At 47.4% G+C, this 19,912-nt stretch carries 18 protein-coding genes and 1 tRNA gene; 5 read left to right on the top strand and 14 right to left on the bottom strand.

The window, feature by feature from the left end; genetic code table 11:
* Nucleotides 1-135: 135 nt before the first annotated feature.
* Entirely contained in the window at nucleotides 136-831 is a 696-nt protein-coding gene (locus tag ACXAD4_RS25880; RefSeq protein ID WP_475244883.1) for a pirin family protein, read from the top strand.
* Nucleotides 832-899: 68 nt separating this feature from the next.
* On the opposite strand, the gene selB is transcribed toward ACXAD4_RS25880, so the two are convergent.
* The 3 genes from selB to ACXAD4_RS25865 all read right to left on the bottom strand — a co-directional run bounded on the left by selB (nucleotide 900) and on the right by ACXAD4_RS25865 (nucleotide 4,379).
* Nucleotides 900-2,714, bottom strand: a complete 1,815-nt coding sequence (gene selB / locus ACXAD4_RS25875; protein WP_475244882.1) for a selenocysteine-specific translation elongation factor — start codon at nucleotides 2,712-2,714, stop codon at nucleotides 900-902.
* Nucleotides 2,711-4,078 (bottom strand): L-seryl-tRNA(Sec) selenium transferase, encoded by a 1,368-nt coding sequence (gene selA, locus ACXAD4_RS25870; RefSeq protein WP_475244881.1) that lies wholly within the window; start codon nucleotides 4,076-4,078, stop codon nucleotides 2,711-2,713. Before selA ends, selB begins: the two co-directional genes overlap by 4 nt.
* Before the next feature lie 209 nt (nucleotides 4,079-4,287).
* A tRNA-Sec gene (locus ACXAD4_RS25865) sits at nucleotides 4,288-4,379 on the bottom strand.
* 346 nt (nucleotides 4,380-4,725) lie between these two features.
* On the opposite strand from ACXAD4_RS25865, the gene ACXAD4_RS25860 reads away from it, so the two are divergent.
* Both ACXAD4_RS25860 and ACXAD4_RS25855 read left to right on the top strand, forming a co-directional pair.
* Nucleotides 4,726-5,169 carry a GrdX family protein gene (locus tag ACXAD4_RS25860; protein ID WP_475244880.1) on the top strand — a complete coding sequence of 148 codons (444 nt, stop codon included), beginning with the start codon at nucleotides 4,726-4,728 and terminating at the stop codon, nucleotides 5,167-5,169.
* Between the two features lie 188 nt (nucleotides 5,170-5,357).
* A complete protein-coding gene (locus ACXAD4_RS25855; RefSeq protein WP_475244879.1) occupies nucleotides 5,358-5,663 on the top strand; it encodes a hypothetical protein in 306 nt (101 codons plus the stop codon).
* Here the strand turns inward: ACXAD4_RS25855 and ACXAD4_RS25850 are convergent.
* Nucleotides 5,660-6,817, bottom strand: coding sequence for a winged helix-turn-helix domain-containing protein (locus tag ACXAD4_RS25850; protein ID WP_475244878.1), 1,158 nt, complete (start codon nucleotides 6,815-6,817; stop codon nucleotides 5,660-5,662). The two genes, ACXAD4_RS25855 and ACXAD4_RS25850, sit on opposite strands and share 4 nt — an antisense overlap.
* Nucleotides 6,818-7,067: 250 nt before the next feature.
* Here ACXAD4_RS25850 and ACXAD4_RS25845 point away from each other — a divergent pair, with 250 nt between their 5' ends.
* Nucleotides 7,068-7,553 carry a VOC family protein gene (locus ACXAD4_RS25845; RefSeq protein WP_475244877.1) on the top strand — a complete coding sequence of 162 codons (486 nt, stop codon included), beginning with the start codon at nucleotides 7,068-7,070 and terminating at the stop codon, nucleotides 7,551-7,553.
* Nucleotides 7,554-7,623: 70 nt separating this feature from the next.
* Here the strand turns inward: ACXAD4_RS25845 and ACXAD4_RS25840 are convergent, their stop codons facing one another.
* Nucleotides 7,624-8,589, bottom strand: a complete 966-nt coding sequence (locus ACXAD4_RS25840) for an alpha/beta hydrolase (RefSeq protein ID WP_475244876.1) — start codon at nucleotides 8,587-8,589, stop codon at nucleotides 7,624-7,626.
* Between the two features lie 139 nt (nucleotides 8,590-8,728).
* Between ACXAD4_RS25840 and ACXAD4_RS25835 the strand changes: the two genes are divergently transcribed.
* Nucleotides 8,729-9,652, top strand: a complete 924-nt coding sequence (locus ACXAD4_RS25835) for a LysR family transcriptional regulator (protein WP_475244875.1) — start codon at nucleotides 8,729-8,731, stop codon at nucleotides 9,650-9,652.
* A 77-nt stretch (nucleotides 9,653-9,729) separates the two neighbouring features.
* On the opposite strand, the gene ACXAD4_RS25830 is transcribed toward ACXAD4_RS25835, so the two are convergent.
* From ACXAD4_RS25830 to grdA, 9 genes are all read right to left on the bottom strand, one after another.
* Nucleotides 9,730-10,698 (bottom strand): hypothetical protein, encoded by a 969-nt coding sequence (locus ACXAD4_RS25830; RefSeq protein ID WP_475244874.1) that lies wholly within the window; start codon nucleotides 10,696-10,698, stop codon nucleotides 9,730-9,732.
* The gene (locus tag ACXAD4_RS25825) at nucleotides 10,695-11,969 is read right to left on the bottom strand and encodes a cytochrome-c peroxidase (RefSeq protein ID WP_475244873.1); all 1,275 of its coding nucleotides are present in this window, start codon (nucleotides 11,967-11,969) and stop codon (nucleotides 10,695-10,697) included. Before ACXAD4_RS25825 ends, ACXAD4_RS25830 begins: the two co-directional genes overlap by 4 nt.
* Nucleotides 11,941-12,345, bottom strand: a complete 405-nt coding sequence (locus tag ACXAD4_RS25820; RefSeq protein ID WP_475244872.1) for a FixH family protein — start codon at nucleotides 12,343-12,345, stop codon at nucleotides 11,941-11,943. Before ACXAD4_RS25820 ends, ACXAD4_RS25825 begins: the two co-directional genes overlap by 29 nt.
* A gap of 441 nt (nucleotides 12,346-12,786) precedes the next feature.
* A complete protein-coding gene (gene grdB, locus ACXAD4_RS25815; RefSeq protein WP_475244871.1) occupies nucleotides 12,787-14,085 on the bottom strand; it encodes a glycine reductase complex selenoprotein B in 1,299 nt (432 codons plus the stop codon).
* 14 nt (nucleotides 14,086-14,099) lie between these two features.
* On the bottom strand, nucleotides 14,100-15,392 hold the full coding sequence (locus ACXAD4_RS25810; protein ID WP_475244870.1) for a glycine/sarcosine/betaine reductase component B subunit: 1,293 nt from the start codon (nucleotides 15,390-15,392) through the stop codon (nucleotides 14,100-14,102).
* A 104-nt stretch (nucleotides 15,393-15,496) separates the two neighbouring features.
* Nucleotides 15,497-16,540 carry a selenide, water dikinase SelD gene (gene selD / locus ACXAD4_RS25805; protein ID WP_317520560.1) on the bottom strand — a complete coding sequence of 348 codons (1,044 nt, stop codon included), beginning with the start codon at nucleotides 16,538-16,540 and terminating at the stop codon, nucleotides 15,497-15,499.
* 105 nt (nucleotides 16,541-16,645) lie between these two features.
* Nucleotides 16,646-17,809, bottom strand: a complete 1,164-nt coding sequence (gene grdD, locus ACXAD4_RS25800; protein WP_475244869.1) for a glycine/sarcosine/betaine reductase complex component C subunit alpha — start codon at nucleotides 17,807-17,809, stop codon at nucleotides 16,646-16,648.
* A gap of 12 nt (nucleotides 17,810-17,821) precedes the next feature.
* Nucleotides 17,822-19,363 carry a glycine/sarcosine/betaine reductase complex component C subunit beta gene (gene grdC, locus ACXAD4_RS25795; protein ID WP_475244868.1) on the bottom strand — a complete coding sequence of 514 codons (1,542 nt, stop codon included), beginning with the start codon at nucleotides 19,361-19,363 and terminating at the stop codon, nucleotides 17,822-17,824.
* Nucleotides 19,364-19,443: 80 nt separating this feature from the next.
* The gene (gene grdA, locus ACXAD4_RS25790) at nucleotides 19,444-19,908 is read right to left on the bottom strand and encodes a glycine/sarcosine/betaine reductase complex selenoprotein A (RefSeq protein ID WP_157097639.1); all 465 of its coding nucleotides are present in this window, start codon (nucleotides 19,906-19,908) and stop codon (nucleotides 19,444-19,446) included.
* Nucleotides 19,909-19,912 lie beyond the last annotated feature (4 nt).

The raw sequence follows: 19,912 nt of genomic DNA, 5'->3' as shown, positions 1-19,912 counted from the left end.
ATTTAACTTTCAAATCATTCCGATTTTCCTTTCAATTTAGCATGCCTAAACTTTGATTTAACGATAACCCACAAGGGTTTGCTTTCTTAAAGCAGAATTAAATTAATTTGAATTTGTCAGTAAGAGGAATGGATTATGATCACAGTACGTAAAGCACAAGATCGTGGACGGGCTAACTTCGGCTGGCTAGATAGCAATCACAACTTCTCTTTCGGCAGTTACTATGACCCAGAACATATGGGCTTTTCTGCCCTAAGGGTTATCAATGATGATGTCGTAAAACCCGGAGCGGGGTTTGATACCCATGGTCACAAAGACATGGAGATCATCAGCTACGTGTTGGAAGGAAGTATCGAACACAAAGACAGTGAGGGTAATATCCAAACGCTCCCAGCTGGTGAATTTCAGCTGATGTCGGCAGGCCGTGGAATTTACCACAGCGAATATAATGCATCGCGAAATGATGCACTGAGGTTTCTCCAAATCTGGATCCAACCAAATACATTCGGCAATCAACCGGGGTACCAACAAAAAGACTTCGGTAAACAAGATGGCTTAACGCCTATTGCAACACCTGATGGCAAAGCAGGAACCCTGCACATTAAACAGGATGCCTCTCTGTACCAATTGATCCTGAAGCCAGGGCAACAACTCGATTTTGATGTGTCAAACGGAAGAAATATCTATCTACACCAAATCGACGGTACACTCACTGTCGAAAATACAGAGCTTCATGCTGGTGATGGTGCCAAGATCGAGCAACACACCAAAATCCGAATGACCAATGCCAAACAGGAGCCTGTGACGGCATTGCTGTTTGACTTACCTTAACAAAAAAAACAGCCGGAGCTCAGCTAGAGCTTCGGCTGTTTTATGCTAACTGCAGAATCCTTATTGGACTAAACGCACTCGGTATCTAATGCTCTAAGTACCTGTCTATCGTTATCTACGCGCTTGATCCAACCATCGGTCTCCATCCGGTTTAGTAATGGGATCATATATTTACGCGATAGCCCTGTTCGCTCCCTTGCCTCCGAGATAGCAAAACGCTCCCCTTCTCGCCGACAGTGAAGTAGGTCTTGTACCAAACCTTCATAAATTGAAGCGAGGTAATATATTTTCCCTTCCATCGGTACCGCAAAACCAAGCCTGACGAGGTTTCTCAGCTCTTTTTGGGCTCCTGGAATTTTTTCTTTGTCCGCTTCATAACCTTGCTTGCCGGCTTGCTCCATATGCTCAAGGATCTTCTTGGCTGTTGGCGACAACTGGGCTTCATTCTGCCCACTACCTAGGGAGTACAGCTCATTACATTGTCTCAGCTTGCCTTCTTGAACTAACACATCAAGCACCGCCGACAATGGGGCTACTGCCATTTGTAATTTGCCGCTCAGCTCAATGGCCGACAAATCAATTTGGCCTTGTTTCAAAATCGTCTCGACCTGCTGGTAGGTTTGGCTGAAGCACTCTTCGGTAAACAGCCACTGACCACAAATCTTGTATCCTGATTCATCAATCGCTTGCTCGCCCCGTTTGGCAAATCCATATAGGGACATATTAATTGTTACGTAATCTTCCCATGCCGGATGCTCGGGCATTGCCATCAAAAGATCGTAGAGTTTATTGCGGTAACTTTTGGTTACAGCCCCCGACCAAACAATGGCACCGCAGTTAAGGATACGGCTACCACCGTGCTGGATCAGCAAGGCTCGTTGATTCCAAAAGCAACTTGCTGCTTCTTTCAAGCGAAGTCTCGCAAGGTTAGTTCCCTTGAAAACAAATATTTTGGCAAGCGTATTGAAAGTACCAAAGGCAACTTCTACTTCGCTGTTATTTCTGCACTGCTTTCCAGGTGAAGAGCTTTCAAAAAGCTGGCTATCTAGGCGAATAATCAGTTCATCGGTGACAAAGGGAGTCTCTTTCCGGCTAGTCAAACAAAAGCCACGCTCAACCTCTTTCTTCTTAACGCCCTTAAGGCCAATTGCCACTCGTGACACCGGTTTTGCCAATTCAATATTCTGATGATAGGACTGCAAGCTTTTCACATGAACCTCACGCCCACCAGGTTGCAAATACAACTTCTGGCCGACAGCAAACTCTCCGCCACAGAGGCTGCCGGTAACCGTGGTCCCGACACCATTAACCGTAAATACGCGATCAATGTACAAATGACCATGACGATCGCTGTCCACCCGCTCTTGATCTACCGTTTTATCAAGCTTCTTACAAATATGCTGGCGCAGACCATCAATCCCTTTGCCTTGGTGGGCTGATACTGTGACCGAGTCAGGGATAAAACCCGCTATATCGAGAAACTGCTCAAGCGATTCCTCTTCGACGAGGGCCAACATATCCTCATCGACCAAATCAGACTTGGTGATCACCAAAGTGACATTCTCAATGCCCATCGAGGCTATCACCTTTAGGTGGTCAGTCGACATCTGCATCCAGCCTTCATCAGCGGCCACCACAAACAACACCATATCGAGGCTCCATACCCCGGCGACCATGTTACGAATAAAGCGTTCGTGACCCGGGACATCAATAACCCCAACAGGCTCACCATTCTGGTGTTTGAAGTAGGCAAAGCCCAAATCAATGGTCATGCCTCGCTTTTTCTCTTGTGGCAAATGTGCCGTATCTATCCCGGTGAGGGCTTTGATTAAAGCGGACTTTCCATGATCGACGTGCCCCGCCGTACCAACCACATAACTCATTGCAGCACCTCCGCCAGCTGGCTACGCAAATAGGGAATCTCGGACGCTTCGATCGTCGCCAGATTGAGCTGAACCTTGTCACGTTTGATCACCCCGATCACTGGCAGCGGCCATTGCCTCATTACAGCCAACAGCTTTTCCGGAGAGCGCTGGTAAGCAGGCTGGTTAGGATTGATCTGTACCGACCACGAGGGATCATCCTGATCGGGCAGCGATCCTCCTCCAACAGTCATCTCTGACTGAACCGCAGTGATTAAATCGTTGAACCCTTCAGCTAGCTCTTGGGCTCTTTGCTTCAGCAAATTAAGATCAACATGACTTTTCGATTCAGCGACCCCTTTTCCTTCTATCTGCTGGTTAAGCTTTCTGACTACCAGCTCTTCGAGAAGTGAGTAGACGATCCGACTAGGGCGGAAAGCACGCATCATCGGATTTTTTTCAAGCTGCTTGATGAGTGCATCTTTGCCAGAGATCATGCCGGCCTGCGGTCCGCCAAGGATCTTATCCCCCGAATAGCACACCAAATCCGCCCCTGCATCAATATAACTGGCTACGGTCGGTTCATCCGGCATCTGCTCGGTTGTTGTGCCTGAGCCCTGGTCAATGGCGAGGATCACATTCTCTGGCAGTGCACTGGCTAGCTCTTTCACATCCGGTGATTCCGTAAAACCCCGGATTTTAAAATTAGAGGTATGCACAACCAACACCATCGCAGTCTCATCAGTTATGGCGTCAAGGTAATCTTCTGTGGTTGTAATGTTGGTCGTACCCACTTCCACCAGCTTGGCGCCAGATAAAGCAAGGATATCTGGGATCCTAAAGCCACCACCTATCTGAATTTGCTCACCACGAGACACAATCACTTCCTTGCCTTTGGCTAACTCGTGCAGCAACAAATAGATGGATGAGGCATTGTTATTCACTACCAGCGTGTTCTCAGCCTTCGTGAGATATTGCATCAGTTGTTGGAGTAGTCCTTTGCGCTTCCCTCGCTTGCCGGTACTCAGATCTATTTCCAAATTACTGTAATGGGTATTCACCTCGGAGACCTGCTGCCAGAGTTCAGCATTGATTGGCGATCGCCCCAAGTTGGTATGAACGATAACCCCTGTACCATTGACCACCCGCTGCAAGCGCTGCTGGTTCAATAGCCAACAGCCTTGCTCAATATTGTGATACAGCTGCTCAAGCGAGAATGGGTGGTTTTCAGGATCTTGCAGATGTTGCTTCTTGTAGCGAGCCACTTGCTCACGGACGGCATCGGCCACCACTGGGCGGCTCAAGCGCTCAATGAAAGGTGCCAGAAAAGCTTGCTGGAGGATTTTTTCAATTTGTGGAATTGACGATAAGGTGCTTATTGCCATGATAAAGCCCCGATAGTTAAAAATAAAACCGTCAGACCAAACATGCTAACAGTTATGAATTAAGTAGGGCTTAGAAAATGTCAGGGACAATAATAGATGAAGACTTGATATAAAATCAGTGGTATTAAAATGCCGCTGTCATTTTTCACCCCTGAATAAAACAAACGAAATACCGATGTTTTATAATTTCCGAATTTTTAGAAATGAGTTGGCGGAAGGAGCAGGAATCGAACCTGCCAAAGCCTATTCAGCTCACGTCGGTTTTGAAGACCGGGAGGGCCACCAGACCCCATCCACTTCCGCGTTTCGTTGGAGCCAATATACCCATATCAATCATTGAGTTAAAGCCAAAAATAATCGTTGTGTGAGCTTGCGGGCAAAGTGAAAACATTATGCAACACAATGTATTCAAGTGTGCGTTGGTTAACATTATTCTGCTTGTGTATAATTTTCCATTTTATGCTTTTATCATTTTCCAATACAGATTAATTACAGCCAATTAACATTACTCGTATTTTGACTTTTCTGAACTATTTACTTTGTTTGACCGTTCAATTTTTCGCAAAAAATATCCAGCAAGATCAAATTTGTACATTGTAAATAAATCTATAATACGGAGTTATATTAAAACAATAATGGACAAGAACGTGAGATACGACAGATTAGAAATCATTAGCAACAACTTAAGCCTTGCGACCCTATCAACCCATGTCACCATCACACACCGGGATCATATTCTGGATGTGTTGACATTAGCTCGTGACAAAATCCACCTTGGCGCGCGGCTAGTCTCCCATCCTTTGGCCGGCAGCGTAAAACCACACGAAACACCTTACCGGAGCATTGTTCTGCTTAATCAGCAGGAAGGGCTGGATATGGAGTCACTCGATACAATTGAGCAGGCGATCGAACGCTACCAAATACTGTGCAAACCCAATCCAGACCACATGACATTAACTGCCGCAGATATTCATCGCCAGTTTCCAGATAAGCAAAACCGTGATTTCCAGTTCATTGATATGCAACTCATCAAGTCAAGCTTAAGCGCAATGGGAATTCGTTTTGCTGAATACCAAGCCGCTGTTGTCTAACTCCCCGTACAAAGCTGGAGGCTGTTAACATATGCAGCCTCAATGCTCATGGGTGCTTTCTTCTTCTAAAGTCGTCTCAGATATGAGATGCGAGTTAAATCCTAACGGTCTACTGACATAACTCTAACTTTAACTCCTTCTAAAGACAGTAAAATAATTACTGGTATAAAAAATAACTAAGGGATGACATGTCGAATTTACAGACAAAGGATTCGATGTATTGTAATCGCTGGCAATCCGAGAATGTGGGCAGGGTCACCGTGGTGTGCTCTGAGCACCAGCTTGGCTGGTTACATGATACAGAGCTGTCAGGGGTGGAAATCATCATCACAACCGCCGCTGATTGCTATCGGTACAACTTAAAGCGGATCCCTTCCATCTTGTTCCATGAGCATGGGCTGATCACCAGCGGCATCAAGCTCTCGACAGCGATTCAGGATTTGGAAAAAATGCTATTGCGAAAGTCTAAATACAAGAAAAGCAAAGATAACTAATACGGTGTGGTGGACGTTTTCTCTATTGTATATCCACCGCATTGATTGAATTTTGCAAAAGCTTGCAGCTCTAGATCGAGTGCTGCTAAAAAAGCTTCTTTTGCCTTTAATGAGCTTTCCAGGAACAAATGGATCACCTCTAGCCTAAATGCCTTCCTATTCACTTTACAGTCCGCCCTTGCAACCAACCTGCCATCCCATAGTATCGGCAAACAAAAATAGCCAAACTTACGCTTTGCCGCTGGCACGTAACATTCCAATTGGTAGTCGAAGTTGAAAATCGAGTTTGCCCTGCCCCTTTGGATCAGCAGGTTATCAAACGGAGAAAGGATCTTGGCCGTTTTACGGGAAAGGCGCTGGTCAAGCAGGGCCAATGATTCAGGACGAACGTAATAGTCAACGTTGCTGACCTTAACCCTTTCAACCTCCCGGTTTTCCAATAGCTCTGACAACGCTTTGGCGACCTGTGCTTTAACCCCTTTAAGTAAATAGGTAATTTCATTCAAAGTGCCGATAGCGTGGGCCTTCAGAAAGCTAATTACAAGAAAGTGGGCATATTCCTGCTCAGTCGGCACAGATGTGTCAATGTGTGAAGGTATTACCCGCTCAGTCAAATCGTATACCTTATGGAAGTTGCGGCGCTCAGCGATCATCAAATCTCCCTGCATATAGAGCATCTCAAGAGCCTGCTTAGTGGGTTTGCTCTCCCAGCCCGTCCTCTTTATTAATGTAGACTCGAAGTCTTTAGCCATTAACGGTCCGTCCGACTCTATACGCTTTAGGACATTGGCCATTAGTTTGGGATCTTTTTTGAACCAATGATTCTGTTCGCCAGATTTAATCGCTAGCTTGCGGGGTAAGCTATATCGGTAGTCATCCATCAATAGATAAGATGCCGCATGTGACCAATACTCGAATGCCTTCTTGTCCCGAACCAAGTGCTCTAAATGTTCGAGCTTATAGTCAGGGTTTCGGCTCCATAGGGTGTGGTGATGAGCGCGCTGCACTACTGAAATCGTATCTATTTGCAGATATCCAAGTCGCTTAAATGCCAACAAGGACTTGTCATAAGCGCTACCTTTTTGTGGCTTGGACGGTAACCCTTGAGAGAGTAAAACCAGCTTCCGGGCTTCTGAGAGAGATAGAGAGTTCATAACAATGCAGTGGATCACCTTCTTTTGAATATCTGGTAATTGTCACCTTTGCCTTTGCGCTTGTCCATGATGACCAGTTGTAATCTCGATCTACAATGCAGCTTTGTCCTTAGCACCAAATAATAACCAAAAATTATCAAATAAATAATTTTTGATAATTTCAGTTGATAGTGGTTTATCCATATACTCTCCCCATCGAAACAAATCACGTACAAAACACGTAGCAACTCATCAGAGTCTGGAGCAAATTATGAAAATGAATCACGTAGGTATTATGGTCGGCGACATGGATAAAGCCGTTGAGTTTTACACTAACGCGCTTGGCCTGAAAGTTGTCATGGGCAACACCAAAGTGATCGAAGAGCGTGAGACCGCCATCGGCAGAATGTGTATCGCTGTTTTTGGTGAAGGCTTCAAAGGTTTCAACATTGCCCACCTGGTCACTACCGATGGCATTGGTGTTGAACTGTTCGAAATGAAAGAGCGCCAAGAGCGTCATGAAGTTGATTTCTCACGCCTGGGTATTTTCCACTTCTGCCTGCAAACTGACGATTTCGCGGCGACAATTGAAAACGTTGAAAAGTTCGGCGGTAAAGTTCGTATGGATATCATGCGCTACCACCCAGAAGATGATAACAAGCCAGCCAAAATGGTTTACCTAGAAGACCCGTTCGGCAACTTGTTCGAGCTTTACTCGCACACTTACGAAGAAACTTACGCTTCTGAGTACGAGTAATAATACAACCAAGAAAATTAAAGGATTGGCAATAATGCCAATCCTTTACCTGTTTTGGAAAAATGAACACTTACAAATACTTATCCAAGGAAGCTAACATGCGATCAATAATTGGCTCCCGAGCAAAATCCGTCCCTAATGCCATAGCCCCTGCTGGATAAAAATGGCCAAAACCAGGAACCCAAGCCAAATCGGTCTCTATACCAAGTTCTTCATATACCGGTAATACATGGCGTACGCTAGCAAGTAGAGGCTCTAGGTCATACTGGCCCATTTGCAGCAGCGCAGGAGGTGTTGTGGTTCGCTCTTTGGCTGCGGCTTCGATATCAAAACCAAGAGACCTGCCGGAATTCGCCAACACCGCTTTGACTGGCGCATTCATTCCATAAGCCACATTGAAGCTCGTCATTGCCCCCGCCGAGAAACCGCCAACGGCAATACGCTCAGGATCAATACTGTATTTGTCGGCATTACCTTGCAAATGCTCCACGGCACGATAGAGATCTTCTGCGGCTGAAATAATAGTATTGCGAACAATTAGGCTACCATCCGGTAGAGGTTCTAACCCCTTACCCTGCCGAAGCATGTTGTGGCGGTCATGAAGCGCCTTCATGCGCAGCTCATCTTCTACCAGCAACTCATCGCTATAGCCAATATTCGAAGGCACCGGCTCCTCCAACGACAACCGGTAGTCGATAGCCACACAGGTATAACCTTCTTCGGCAAACAACTTACAGTAGTCTCGCATGGTTGTCGTTTGTGCCCCTTCTACCGAATACACATCATTACGCCCACCGCGAATAAAGTTACCACCAAAAGTCATTACAACAACTGGATTTTGCTCTGCTCTTGGTTCAGTGGGTTTAACAACATCCATTAGCAAATCACGCTGAGTGATGTTGCCATCAACCGTTACCAACCCTTTACCATAAGGAATATCTAATTCAGCAGTGAAATGCTCACCGACTAATTCAGCCGATGCCGCAGTGGGTAGCAAAAGTGTTGATAAAACAAGGGAAGTCAGGGGCTTTGTCATCTTTCCATCCTCTTTGATTGAATGGTTATATTTTCTCAAACAAGCAAATCCAAACAATCCGATATGAAAAATACCAGCTATCGAAAATTTTGATACTACTGTATTGTTATTCTGTTGCCGTTTTGGATAGGGACAAATAATGCACAACGCTTTTGAACAATTAGCCGCATTAGATCTAAAAATGCTCCGCATGTTATTGGTACTGTTAGAAACCAAAAACCTATCACGTACCGCAGAGATTCTGGAAATTCAACAAAGCACAGTCAGCTACCAGCTTGGAAAACTACGTGATGCTTTAGGCGATCCTCTTCTGATCCGTTGCGGACGAAATTTAGAGCCTTCACCGTATGCCACTCAAATTCAACCAGCATTGACAGCGCAATTACAGTCGCTCGAAAACCTATTGTTTGAATCTCAATTCGAACCTCTCAAAGCGACGGGCACTCTACGTATCGCTTGCCATCGCAACGGGGCCCGTAGTTTCATTCACGCCTTGATATCACGAATGAACAAAACACTGCCCCAAGTAAGGTTGGATATTGTAGATTGGAATGAACGGGTGCCTGAAATGCTTCGCGAAGCTAGGCTTGATTTCGCCATAGGCTTTGCACCCGATAATTTATCTCAGGTAACCGCCTTACCATTAGGCAAAATCAACTACCAAGTTGTCATGGCCAACACCCACCCTTTGGCTTGTACACCACTCACCGAAAGCCAACTCTTTGACTACCCACATATTGTGGTAAACACCCATGAAGCCGTAGAGAGGTGGTTGAATTATTTAGCTACTAAGCACCATCAGCACCGAAATATTGCCTTTTCATCATCATCGATGGAGTTTGCGGCCATGGCACTGGCGGGTACCGACCGGCTGATGTTCGCAGCCGAGACTAAAGACCGATTTTTCCAACAATATGATGTGTCTACTCACCCAGCCCCGTTTATTCCAGCACAAAGCCTATGCTTACTTTTCCACGAGAGGGCTTCGTTAGACCCACTTCGTATGTATGGAAAATCGATGATAGAGGAAGCTGTGAGTACAGTTCTCAAGTCAGGGGAATAATTCCTGGTGAAGGTTTATGCTGCAACGCCGATTCTACTTATAGCCAGCCGTTAATGACTGGCTATAGCCTTTGGAAATTAGCTCGCGGTCTTTAGTTGAGGTTGATTAGATGACTTGTTCACTGACTCACACAGCAATATAAAGGCAATGGCGAATATAGGCAGGTGTCCCAGCAGGTCAGTAGGCCCCGCTACATAGGTGGTTATCGTGAATATCGTCGCCAATAGTCCGACAACTAACCGGTTGGCAAAGCCAAGCATCAACATCAGACCGAGCAAGGACTCGCTCAAACCAACAAACCACACAAAATGCAAATGACTGAAAGCTTCCCAACCCATTAGCTGAAAGAAGTTATAGTAGGGATACATTTCAAGGAAGGTTAGCGACAGGCCCGGTAACATGAGTTTATTGTGCACCCCTAAGATTAACAGCTGTAATCCCAACATAAAACGTAGCAAAACCACTGCGCTCCCTCGACCACCAAGGAAATTCACAAAACGGCTAAACATTTTCTTGTCAAAAGGAGTGATATAAGGGCCAATCAGTATTAACGCCCCCCCAATACCGAATAACTCAGGAATATAGTCAATCACGGCTGAAAAAGGCAGCAATATACTCGAAGTGAGTGCTATCAACAGGATCATAAGGCCACTGATAGATACAGAAAAAACCATCGTAGTCGCTACAGCGACCTGCAAACAAACACCTATCATCTCACGTCCGGTATCCAGTTGCAGGTTAGGCGCGATAAATTCGCCGAGCACTACATTGAGGATAAAGAACAACGCCATAATTACCGTTAGAATACGCCAGAAAAAGAAGGAGTCGGTCATAACAGGATTGGCGGTTACCGGGCCAAGTAATCCCTGCCGGGTAATAATAGAGGCAAACAGACAAAACCCAACCACAGCGACCAAAATAGAATAAAAAAGTGGATCAACAGGTAAGCTGACCTCTGGGAACTGGGTAGAATTAACAAACCATCTTACATGTGCCCAACTAGGTATTGAAAATAAGGCAAACAACAACAGGGAAATATATCTCATTCTGCTTTCTCCTTGTTGTGGGCAAGCTCCCATACCGATGAAGGTGCTATTCCACTTTCAAGTGATAATAAAAACTGTTCAAGCTGTTTGAGTTGGAAAGGAAATAGGTAAAGCGGCTCTAGCTCTGTGTGGTTCAAGCTATTACGAGGAGATCGATTATAATAATCCATTACCTCACCAAGTTCGTTAAATGAGCCGTTATGCATGTATGGCGCCGTCAAACTTATATTCCTAAGTGTTGGGACTTTAAATGCATGGCGTAACTCTTCACCTTCTGTTTTCAAATAAACCAGCTCATCACAACTTCCCTCACCTTCATCGGCGTATTGGCTTAAACAATTGAACTCGTTATTCGGCAGTTGCTCAATAATCGCCAAACGTCCTTCATCATTCAGGCTTCCAGGCGCTGCAGTTGCGGTGAACCCGCCGTTTGAAAACAATGGGCCGCTATGGCAGCGGATACATCGTCCCCGATCGCTGATAAATAGGCTAAGCCCTGCCTCTTCAGCTGGACTCAAAAGCTGATGGGCCGATTCATAATCCTTTTTGACAACCGCTTCGACATACTTATCAAACCGTGACTCTGCAGGCATCAGCCGGGCTTGGTATGCAGCCAATGCCTTACCTATTGACGCATAGATCTGGTTGATTTGGTTGCGCTGCCGATCGGTCAATAATTCCCAGTTTTCGGTACTGTTTACCGGCGAGGCTTGTCTTGGCAATGAGGCCTTTTCGTTTAAAAAATTAGTTAGTTGCTCCGTTGCTCCAAAGGCCTCTTTGTAGTCATCCTGAAAGTTGTCTAGCACTATGTGAACAACTTCAAGACGACTCAGTGCATGCTCGGTAGGATCTTCGAGCGGAAACAGTGCCTGTGACCATAAGCTATCGGCCCGGCCATCCCAAAATTGCCAAGAAAAAGCCGCACTACCCACCACTGTCGGCGTATTACGCTTGCCGTCTAACGGCTTACCTGATGTGAAATAATGTTTAGGTTGATGGCAATGGGCACAAGAGGTATCGCCTTTTTGGCTTAACTGGGGCGAGAAAAACAGCTTTCTCCCTAACTCTGCAGCAGCATCATTACCGATATAAGCATTACCCGGATCAGTGACTGGCGGTAGATTGGACAAATGCAGTGACTGCAGAATGCTTAGTTCATCTTGGTTCCAATGCTGACGAAAAGCAGGCCCCTCACCGGGGCATCCGATAATCACCATACACAGCAACAGGTAATTGAAGCGCCTAAAGCATAAACTCAAAGATAAATTCATGGGTACGCTCTCTGTCATCCTTACATGAAAAGATCACTTGCCATAAACCCGGCATCTGAAACTTCAAGCCATCTATTCGGTAGTTTCCAGCTCCTTTCTCCTGGTGCCATTGTGGTTGAGTAGGTAAACCATGCCGATGAGCAGGCATCCCGCCCCTTACCTGTTGTGGAGCACAACCGGTAGGGTTTCCTGCACCATCCGTTATCTGCAAATTCCAACTATGTATCTGATTGATAGGTACATCATCATATTTCTCAACGTTATACGCCCTCCATCCAAACTCACTCACAGCCCCGATACTCTCTGATGCGATCGCCATCACGCTATAGAAAATTAAAAAAAAGACAAAGAGAGGACCAGTAACTGCCCTTACCATAAATATATTTACCTTATATAAATTATTTGTTGATTAAATTTAACCTATGAATATTTCTCAAACACTTAAATTCTGATTAAATCAATAACAAAACACATAAAACCGAATATTTAATTGAATATTTTTAAATATACTCCATCATATTTTTAATATAGAAAGTAAAAAATTTGCCATTAAGAATATTCTTACTTTCTTGGAAAAAATTCCTTTGTGAAGCGGCGTCACACATTTAATAAACCAATCGCAGATTACATACATAGATGTTCACACAAGTGCACAGTAATTTAGTCAAAAAACGCCATCAATAACCATAATCCACAGATGGTTATTTAGCCACGTTCAGAAATGAAATCTTTATTACATCTCGGAATAAGATAAAAAAAGCCAGCCTATTCAGGCTGGCTTGGTCTCATGCAATTGGGTAATTACACAAGGCTCGACTTAGAATACCGTTTGATCATCGATTTTAGTCTGAAGCGCACCCAGTGCCTTCTCAACCAATTGACGACGCATGTATTTCTCTTCCTTCGGCTGCATATTCGGATCACCCAGTGGGTGTGGAATAGCAACAGCAGGAACAATACGGTTCGCACCGACTGTTTTCGAAATAGGAACAACAGTTGCAATGTGAACTACAGGCATAACTTTCTCGATTTCTTTGACCATCGTTGCGCCGCAACGTGTGCAAGTGCCTCAAGTGGAAGTAAAGATAGCGGCGGTAACCCCGGCCTTTTGCAGCTTCATCGCAATTTCTGCACCATATTCCTTGGCTTTCGCTACCGCAGTACCGTTACCGACTGTGGTATAGAACATGTCATGCAGGCTACCGATAACGCCTTCACGCTCCATGTCGCGAAGTACATCAACAGGCAATACGCGGTTAGGGTTGTGATTACATGCCACTGGGTCATAACCACCATGGGCCGTTTCGTGAGTATCTTCAGTCAAGGTCTCTAGGCCCTGGATACTGTACTCACCGTACTTCGATGCGCTGGAAGACTCGATATGATCTGGGTTGCCCTTAGGCACAACACCGCCTGAAGTAACTAGCGCAAACTTGGCAGTGCTAAGCATTTCAACTGGAGGCTGAGGCTCGACCCGGTCAAAGACCGGCATTGGGTATTCCGTGGTGAACTCATTGCCCGATAGCTTATTAATCAGCAAGTCAACCGCACGCTCGGAACCTCGCTTCTGTGCGAAGAAGTTTACCCGGATACCGCGAGGCATGTAGCCCGCTTCTTCAGGTGAGCCCATTTCACCTTCTGTATCGATGAAACGGTTAATCATGTTCACCATGGCAGGAATCGCTTTACGCATACTCGCTGCGCTGTTGCCAGTTTCAACCATGTAGGCGTACTGGCGGAATAATTCGTAGCCTGGGTTTTCGATATACATGCCTGAAATGGTAGTAATCCCCATTTCATGCGCGACTTTCGCTACCGTACCACAAGCCATGCCGTAACGGCCTGCGTTGAAGGCAGGGCCTGCTACAACAAGATCAGGTTTTAGCTGGGCTAAGATTTCCTGCAAGCCGTGGCAGCATAGGCTTTCATTTTCATTGAAGTAAGAGTCACCACAGATGATGGTATGGGTAACTTCCGCTTTGTCCTGCAGCATGGTGTTCACTTGCGTGCCTACACCGATAGTCCCTTCAACCACTTCCATTGGAGTGTGGGCCATCTCTTCACCACCTTTTTGGGCGAAGAACTGGTTTAAGTAATATACGACTTTAATTGTCATTAGAGTGTCCTCGCTTAACTAGCTTTGGTGGTGAGGGTATGGAAACCAAGCTCACTGGTTGCACCGATAATCGCCTGTAGCTCTACAGTGATTGAACCGTCTTCATGCAAGCTGCCATTAAATCCACCTGCAACCACGTCTGCGTAGCGGTCATGGCCAATCACAGTATTCATCGCTGGCAAAGTCACTAGCTGGTTTGCGTTACCGTTGGTGATCACCGCATCGGCACTCTTGTGCGAGTCAGCCAATGACTGGCTTTCGCCGTTCTGCCCGGCATATTCGTCGGTTAGCAATACGGTCTTGATGCCTGCTGCTTCCAACTTGGCACAGTTCATCATCAAGTCGGCATCAGGGTTACCAAAGCCTTCTTCACTCACAATCGCCGCTTCCCATCCCATTTGCTTAGCAAGCTTGACAGTAAAGTTCGAAGAGCGCTCTTTATCTTTCAGGGTGACGTTTTCGTTCGTCACGATAACACCCATGAAGTTGTACTTGGTGCCGTGGTGGCGGTATAGGTCGTAAATGACCGGGCTGTTCTGGTGAACATAACTGGTGTTCTTGTCACAGGCCGATACACAGTTACCACTGATGATCGCACCGTCCATCACTTCCGTTGGGTACATCAATGTTGGCAGAATGCCTTTCACATCAACACCGTAGTAGTATGTGTCGTGCAGCAAGCCTTGGCTTTGAAGCATGTAGACATAACCCACCTTCGGTAGGTGCGGGAACTCTGCAGCTTGCTCTAGCAATGGCTTGGTTTCGTAAGTCTCAATCTCTTGCGGCTCAACATGCTCAGCCAAACGACCGATCCAACGAGCGGCTTCTAGGCCCACCAAACGCACCACTCCTTCATGGTCGTACTGGTTGCAGCTTTCATCCACTTCACATTGGATAACTAGGTTCAGTGTCGATGAGAACGGCGTGTAATCCGCACCCGGGCCGCTCATATCGATGATCCCTTCCTGGAAACCAACGATCTCGCCAGTCGTCACCACTGCCATGCCTTTTAGCACATGGGTGCGGCCTTCACCGACCATGGCTTCTTCGCCTAGGTGACGGCCAGGGAAGATATCGCCTTCGCAGCCAACTTTTACACGCGGTTCAATAACATCTTTGACCGGCATAATACGGGTACTGTCACCCGGTTTGGCGATAGACAGTTCTAATGAGCGGATACGGTGATCCAGCTCGGTCAGGTGGGCAATTAATGCCTGCTGATCGATGACCACAGTATTTTCTTTGACTTCGCTTACTGGACCAAAGGCCAGATCACGAACATGGATATTGCCTAGTTCGAGTTTCATGTGTTTCTCCAAACAAGCGTCAAATGGGAGGGGATCCCAAGATAGAATTGATTTAGCAAGGTGCCGGCCTCGGCCGAGGCCAGACAACCTAATTAGTGACCGAGTTAGCTGACCTTAAGGCCAGAACCTTCCTCGGCATACCCGACAACCCAACAGGGTTCATCTTGACTGCTAAATTCAGTTAATAACGCATCCAGACAATCTTTCGGTACAGCTGCCAGCAGGCCACCGGAGGTTTCCGGGCAGCACAGCTTGCGATGCCAACTTTCATCCAGACCATCAGCAAACACTATGTCTTCGCGGTACGCATCGAGGTTGCGCTTCGCCCCGCCAGGGAATAACCCTTGGGCGGCATAGTCTTCAGCTTCAGGTAAGAACGGCACCTGCTCCGCCTTGAAGTGCATGCAGATATCACTTTTCTCAGCCATCTCGTGGGCGTGGCCCAGCAGAGAGTAGCCAGTGACATCGGTACAAGCCTTAACGGGGTAGTTGGCAAAAATCTCAGCCGCTTTGCGGTTTAGCATTTTCATGCTGTCAGTCGAAGCTTGGATCGCCGCCTGACTGGCTTTGCCGCGTTTCGCTGCTGTTGAGATCAACCCAGTACCAATCGGTTTGGTCAGTACGAGGACATCGCCACTTTCCACCGCCGCCTTGGTTTGCACTTTAGACGGGTGAATAGTGCCCATCACAGACAAGCCAAATTTCGGCTCGCTGTCTTCCACGGTATGACCGCCAACCAATACCGCGCCAGCTTCACGGACTTTCTCCGCGCCGCCTTTGAGGATCTGGCCGACGACTTCCTGCGGAAGGTCTGTTGGCACACAAAAGATATTCATCGCCAGTGTTACCTGACCACCCATGGCATACACATCACTCAAGGCATTCGCCGCGGCAATGGCACCGAAGTCATAGGGGTCATCCACGATTGGAGTAAAGAAATCCAATGTTTGGATAACGGCAACATCGTCGTTGATTTTGTAGACGGCAGCATCATCGCTTACCGTCAGCCCAACCATCAGATTGGGATACGCTTGTTCGGGAAATAGGGGTGAAATGGACTGCAGAACCTGCGCCATGGCCTTGGGGCCTATTTTAGCGGCTCACCCGGCTTTCTTGGTCATCTGCGTCAGACGAATTTTCTCTGTCATCTCTAATTCCTTTGAAGTGGACGGTAAGGGTAGCGAACTACCCGATGATCTATTCCAACAAAGCAGAATAGTGTAATTATCTGGATTTAAAGCAAAAATCCATAATTAGCTGATATAGTCTGCCTCAACTAATTTGGTTTTTGCTTGCTCCAAATCACTTTTTGCCACCAACACGATAGGACCGGTACAGCCCATCCCCGTGCGGGCAAAAATGTTCGCTTTCCACAGTGCTTGGCAAGCATCTTCGATAGCGAGGATATCGATCCCGCCTATCTCTGCGTCGGTGACTTTCTCTGGCGGTGCAACCACTGTTTCGGCCTGCTCCGCAGCGGGCTTGGCCGTGCAATACTTGGTCAAGACACTGTTTAACCCTGACAGGGTGGCGGCTTCCCATTCCTCGTCAACGCGCTTCATAACCTCTCCTCTCGCTGCGTCAGCACACAACCTCATGGCTCCTGCCACAACCGGTGCGCCTGACGCCCGTGAGATGATATTCACAGGTTGTTTCGTCGCGCCCTCACCTAACCCCGGTCCATAGCCAAAGCCAGAGGCTTCATAACTACCACCAGTCGTAAATGACGAGAACATTTTCATCAAGAGGTTGCCTGTCAGGCTATCGGTCACCATGACATCCGGTGTGCCCTGCAGCAGATCGTTGCCACGCATGGCAATACCGCCATCAGCACGCCCTGATTGGGCAAACTGGATATCGTAACCGCCCTGTTGCAACTCGCGCAGTGCACGCTCGCACACCGCCGCTCCATCAACATTGAGAACACCTATTGTCGGCTTTTCGATCCCTGTTGATTTCGCCAATGCGATACCGTAAATCGCATTTTTCAGCATGGCTGCCTGACGCTGGGTATCGGTGGTGCCTGTCGTAGAAGCGATGATCATCTCACGCCCCGTTGACGGTGTGACCACCTTGCCCATGGTGCTTACTCCTAATGGGAAAGCGTAATGAAGGGTGACGCAGCCATCGAGCTGCTGCTCGGCAAACAGGCTTTCCATCACCTTGTGGCACTCATGCAAATCCGCTGCCGGATAACATTCGAAGCCACAATCTGGTTCATCACAGCCAATCAGCACCGGTTCGATATCACTGTACTGGCGGGAAACCATTTGTGCCCCGCGCAATAATTCTTGTGATCCGTGCTCACTGCCAATCAGAGTCAGGCCGATGCGAAGTTTTTTGCCAAACTGACCACTCATCAAGCCATCTGCCATGGCATTGAAGGTGTCGGCCAGTTGTTGATTGATATTCGACATCTCAGCCTCCGGTTACTGCTTGCCCTGTTTAGGGGACAGTAGGTTCTCAGCCACATCGCGCATTGCCTGCGCAACGACTTGTTTCACCTGATCTTCGTCAAAGGCTTCTGCCTGCTTGCCACTGTTCTTCTGCACCACAAAGCTGAGGCCATCGAACAGGTTGGTCATACGACCGAGGAACAAGCTGCCTTTGCCGACCATCATGAAATTGTTGATATCGCCGTTGACGATCATCTCACGGCCAAAACCAAGGAAAGGCACCCCTGATGGGATATGACCCTGGGTAGGGGCAAAGCCTGTCATACCATGCTGCTGGACGAAAGCGGGAAGCTGGGTGCGCTCCATCTGGCCTTCTTTCACAGCCAATGCTGCAATCATCTTGTAGTTAGACTCAGGCACATTGCCGGCACCGGCTGGCTTGGTGATCTCTGGGTTTTGCATTTCCACCGAGTATTTGTCGATATCCGTCATCTTCATGCCCGCCGCTTTCAGCGGATTGGCAATCAAGGCAGTCATTACCGCTTGTGGCGATGAGCCGGTACCGATCTGGTGCCTACCGATAATATCAGTGTTGATTTCCGGGCTGATGCCGTCGTTTTCAGTCACCATACAGGCAAAGCCCGCCAGGCAGTCTTCCAAAACTGGCATGTTTTGCTTCACATGGTCACGGCCGTTCATGCCCAGCTTGGCGACCGCACCACCAGCAACAACCATCACGTTCTTGAACACGCCGGATTTAACCAGTGCTGCCGCCAAGGTCATCGCATGGGCAGGTGCCGCACAGAAACCACGTACATCAGAGCCCGTTGCGCGGTTACAGCCGATGATTTCACCGATGGCTTTAGCGAAGTTACCGCCGCCGCGCTGGTTGATATCACCACAGGCTTCTTCCGAACACTCGATAATGTAGTCAACATTATCAAGCTCAATACCCTGCTGCTTGAGGTGCATGGCTGCCATCACGCCCGATGCCTTGGTACAAAGGTTTTCCAGCATGATGTGGGCGGAGAGGTTTTCGTCTTCGTCGTGGGCGGCTTTGACACAGCCGATCAGCTCGCCGTTCATCATCAGCACTTCGGCCTGATGATGTTCAACCAACGCCAAGATCTCATCTTTGCTGATCAGTTGGTGGCCTGCTAATAAATCAACCTCGCCATAAAGCGGGTGGTGGCCAGCACTGGACTGATAGGTATCAATGAATTCCTGGGTTAAGTGGACCAAGTTGAACACATCAACATGATTCAACATGGCATAAAATTGGGGCTGGCTATAGATTTCACCGAACTTGCCTTCATGGGAGGTATGGTCATGGTTTTCATACCAAGGAAGGGGAATATCTGCCAACTGCTGTGGGGTCAGGTTTCCGATGTAGCACTGGTTCGCGGGGTAAGATACCACTTCTTCAAAGGGGCGAAGGTGGTCTTTCAACTGCTGCAAGTAAGCGTCTGACGGGTCTTTTGCCCTGGTCTGAACTTGCACCGAACCGTGTTGGATCAACACATCTGGGGTATGGGCGAGCACATAGCTCACGCCTTTGATTACTGCGTATCCCATTGTTACTCCTGCATCCGAGCCGGATAAAAGGTTCGAACCTGCCTGTTTGAAAACAGATCCGAACCAGCATTGAGATATACTTATGCTAATGCAGTTTCGCTGCGGTATTGTTGCATTTCCGCTTTGATAGCATCGACATCAAGTACCATTTCCATCATTCCAACTTGTTCTTCATAAACAGCCGGATCGACGGCATTTTTAACTTCGTCTTCAACCACGTGATAACAAGAGAGTCCTAACTGGACTCCCGCCAATGGTCCTGCAAAAGTCGGATCACCGGTGGTGACGGTTTCACACGCTAGGCCAGAAGCTTCCGCTTCTGCGCCACCTAGAATCACAACCAGATTCTCGGCGCCTTTTTCATCGGCTAGGGCTTTAATCCGCTTTTGGTTCTCAAGATCCATTGCGCCAGCGCTTGTTCAGACGAAACATTCTGTGGTGGAGAAAGCAACGTGAGCACCTGTTGTCTTCATGCAAGCTTCGATTGCCTGCCCAGGTACGCCATCACGGTCTCCCAGAATGATCACTGTTTTGTTAGCGAACACAATT

This window comes from Photobacterium sp. AWH4_225, assembly GCF_056158405.1.
Note: the sequence above shows the minus strand (reverse complement) of the source record. Positions and strands in the feature narration are given on the sequence as shown.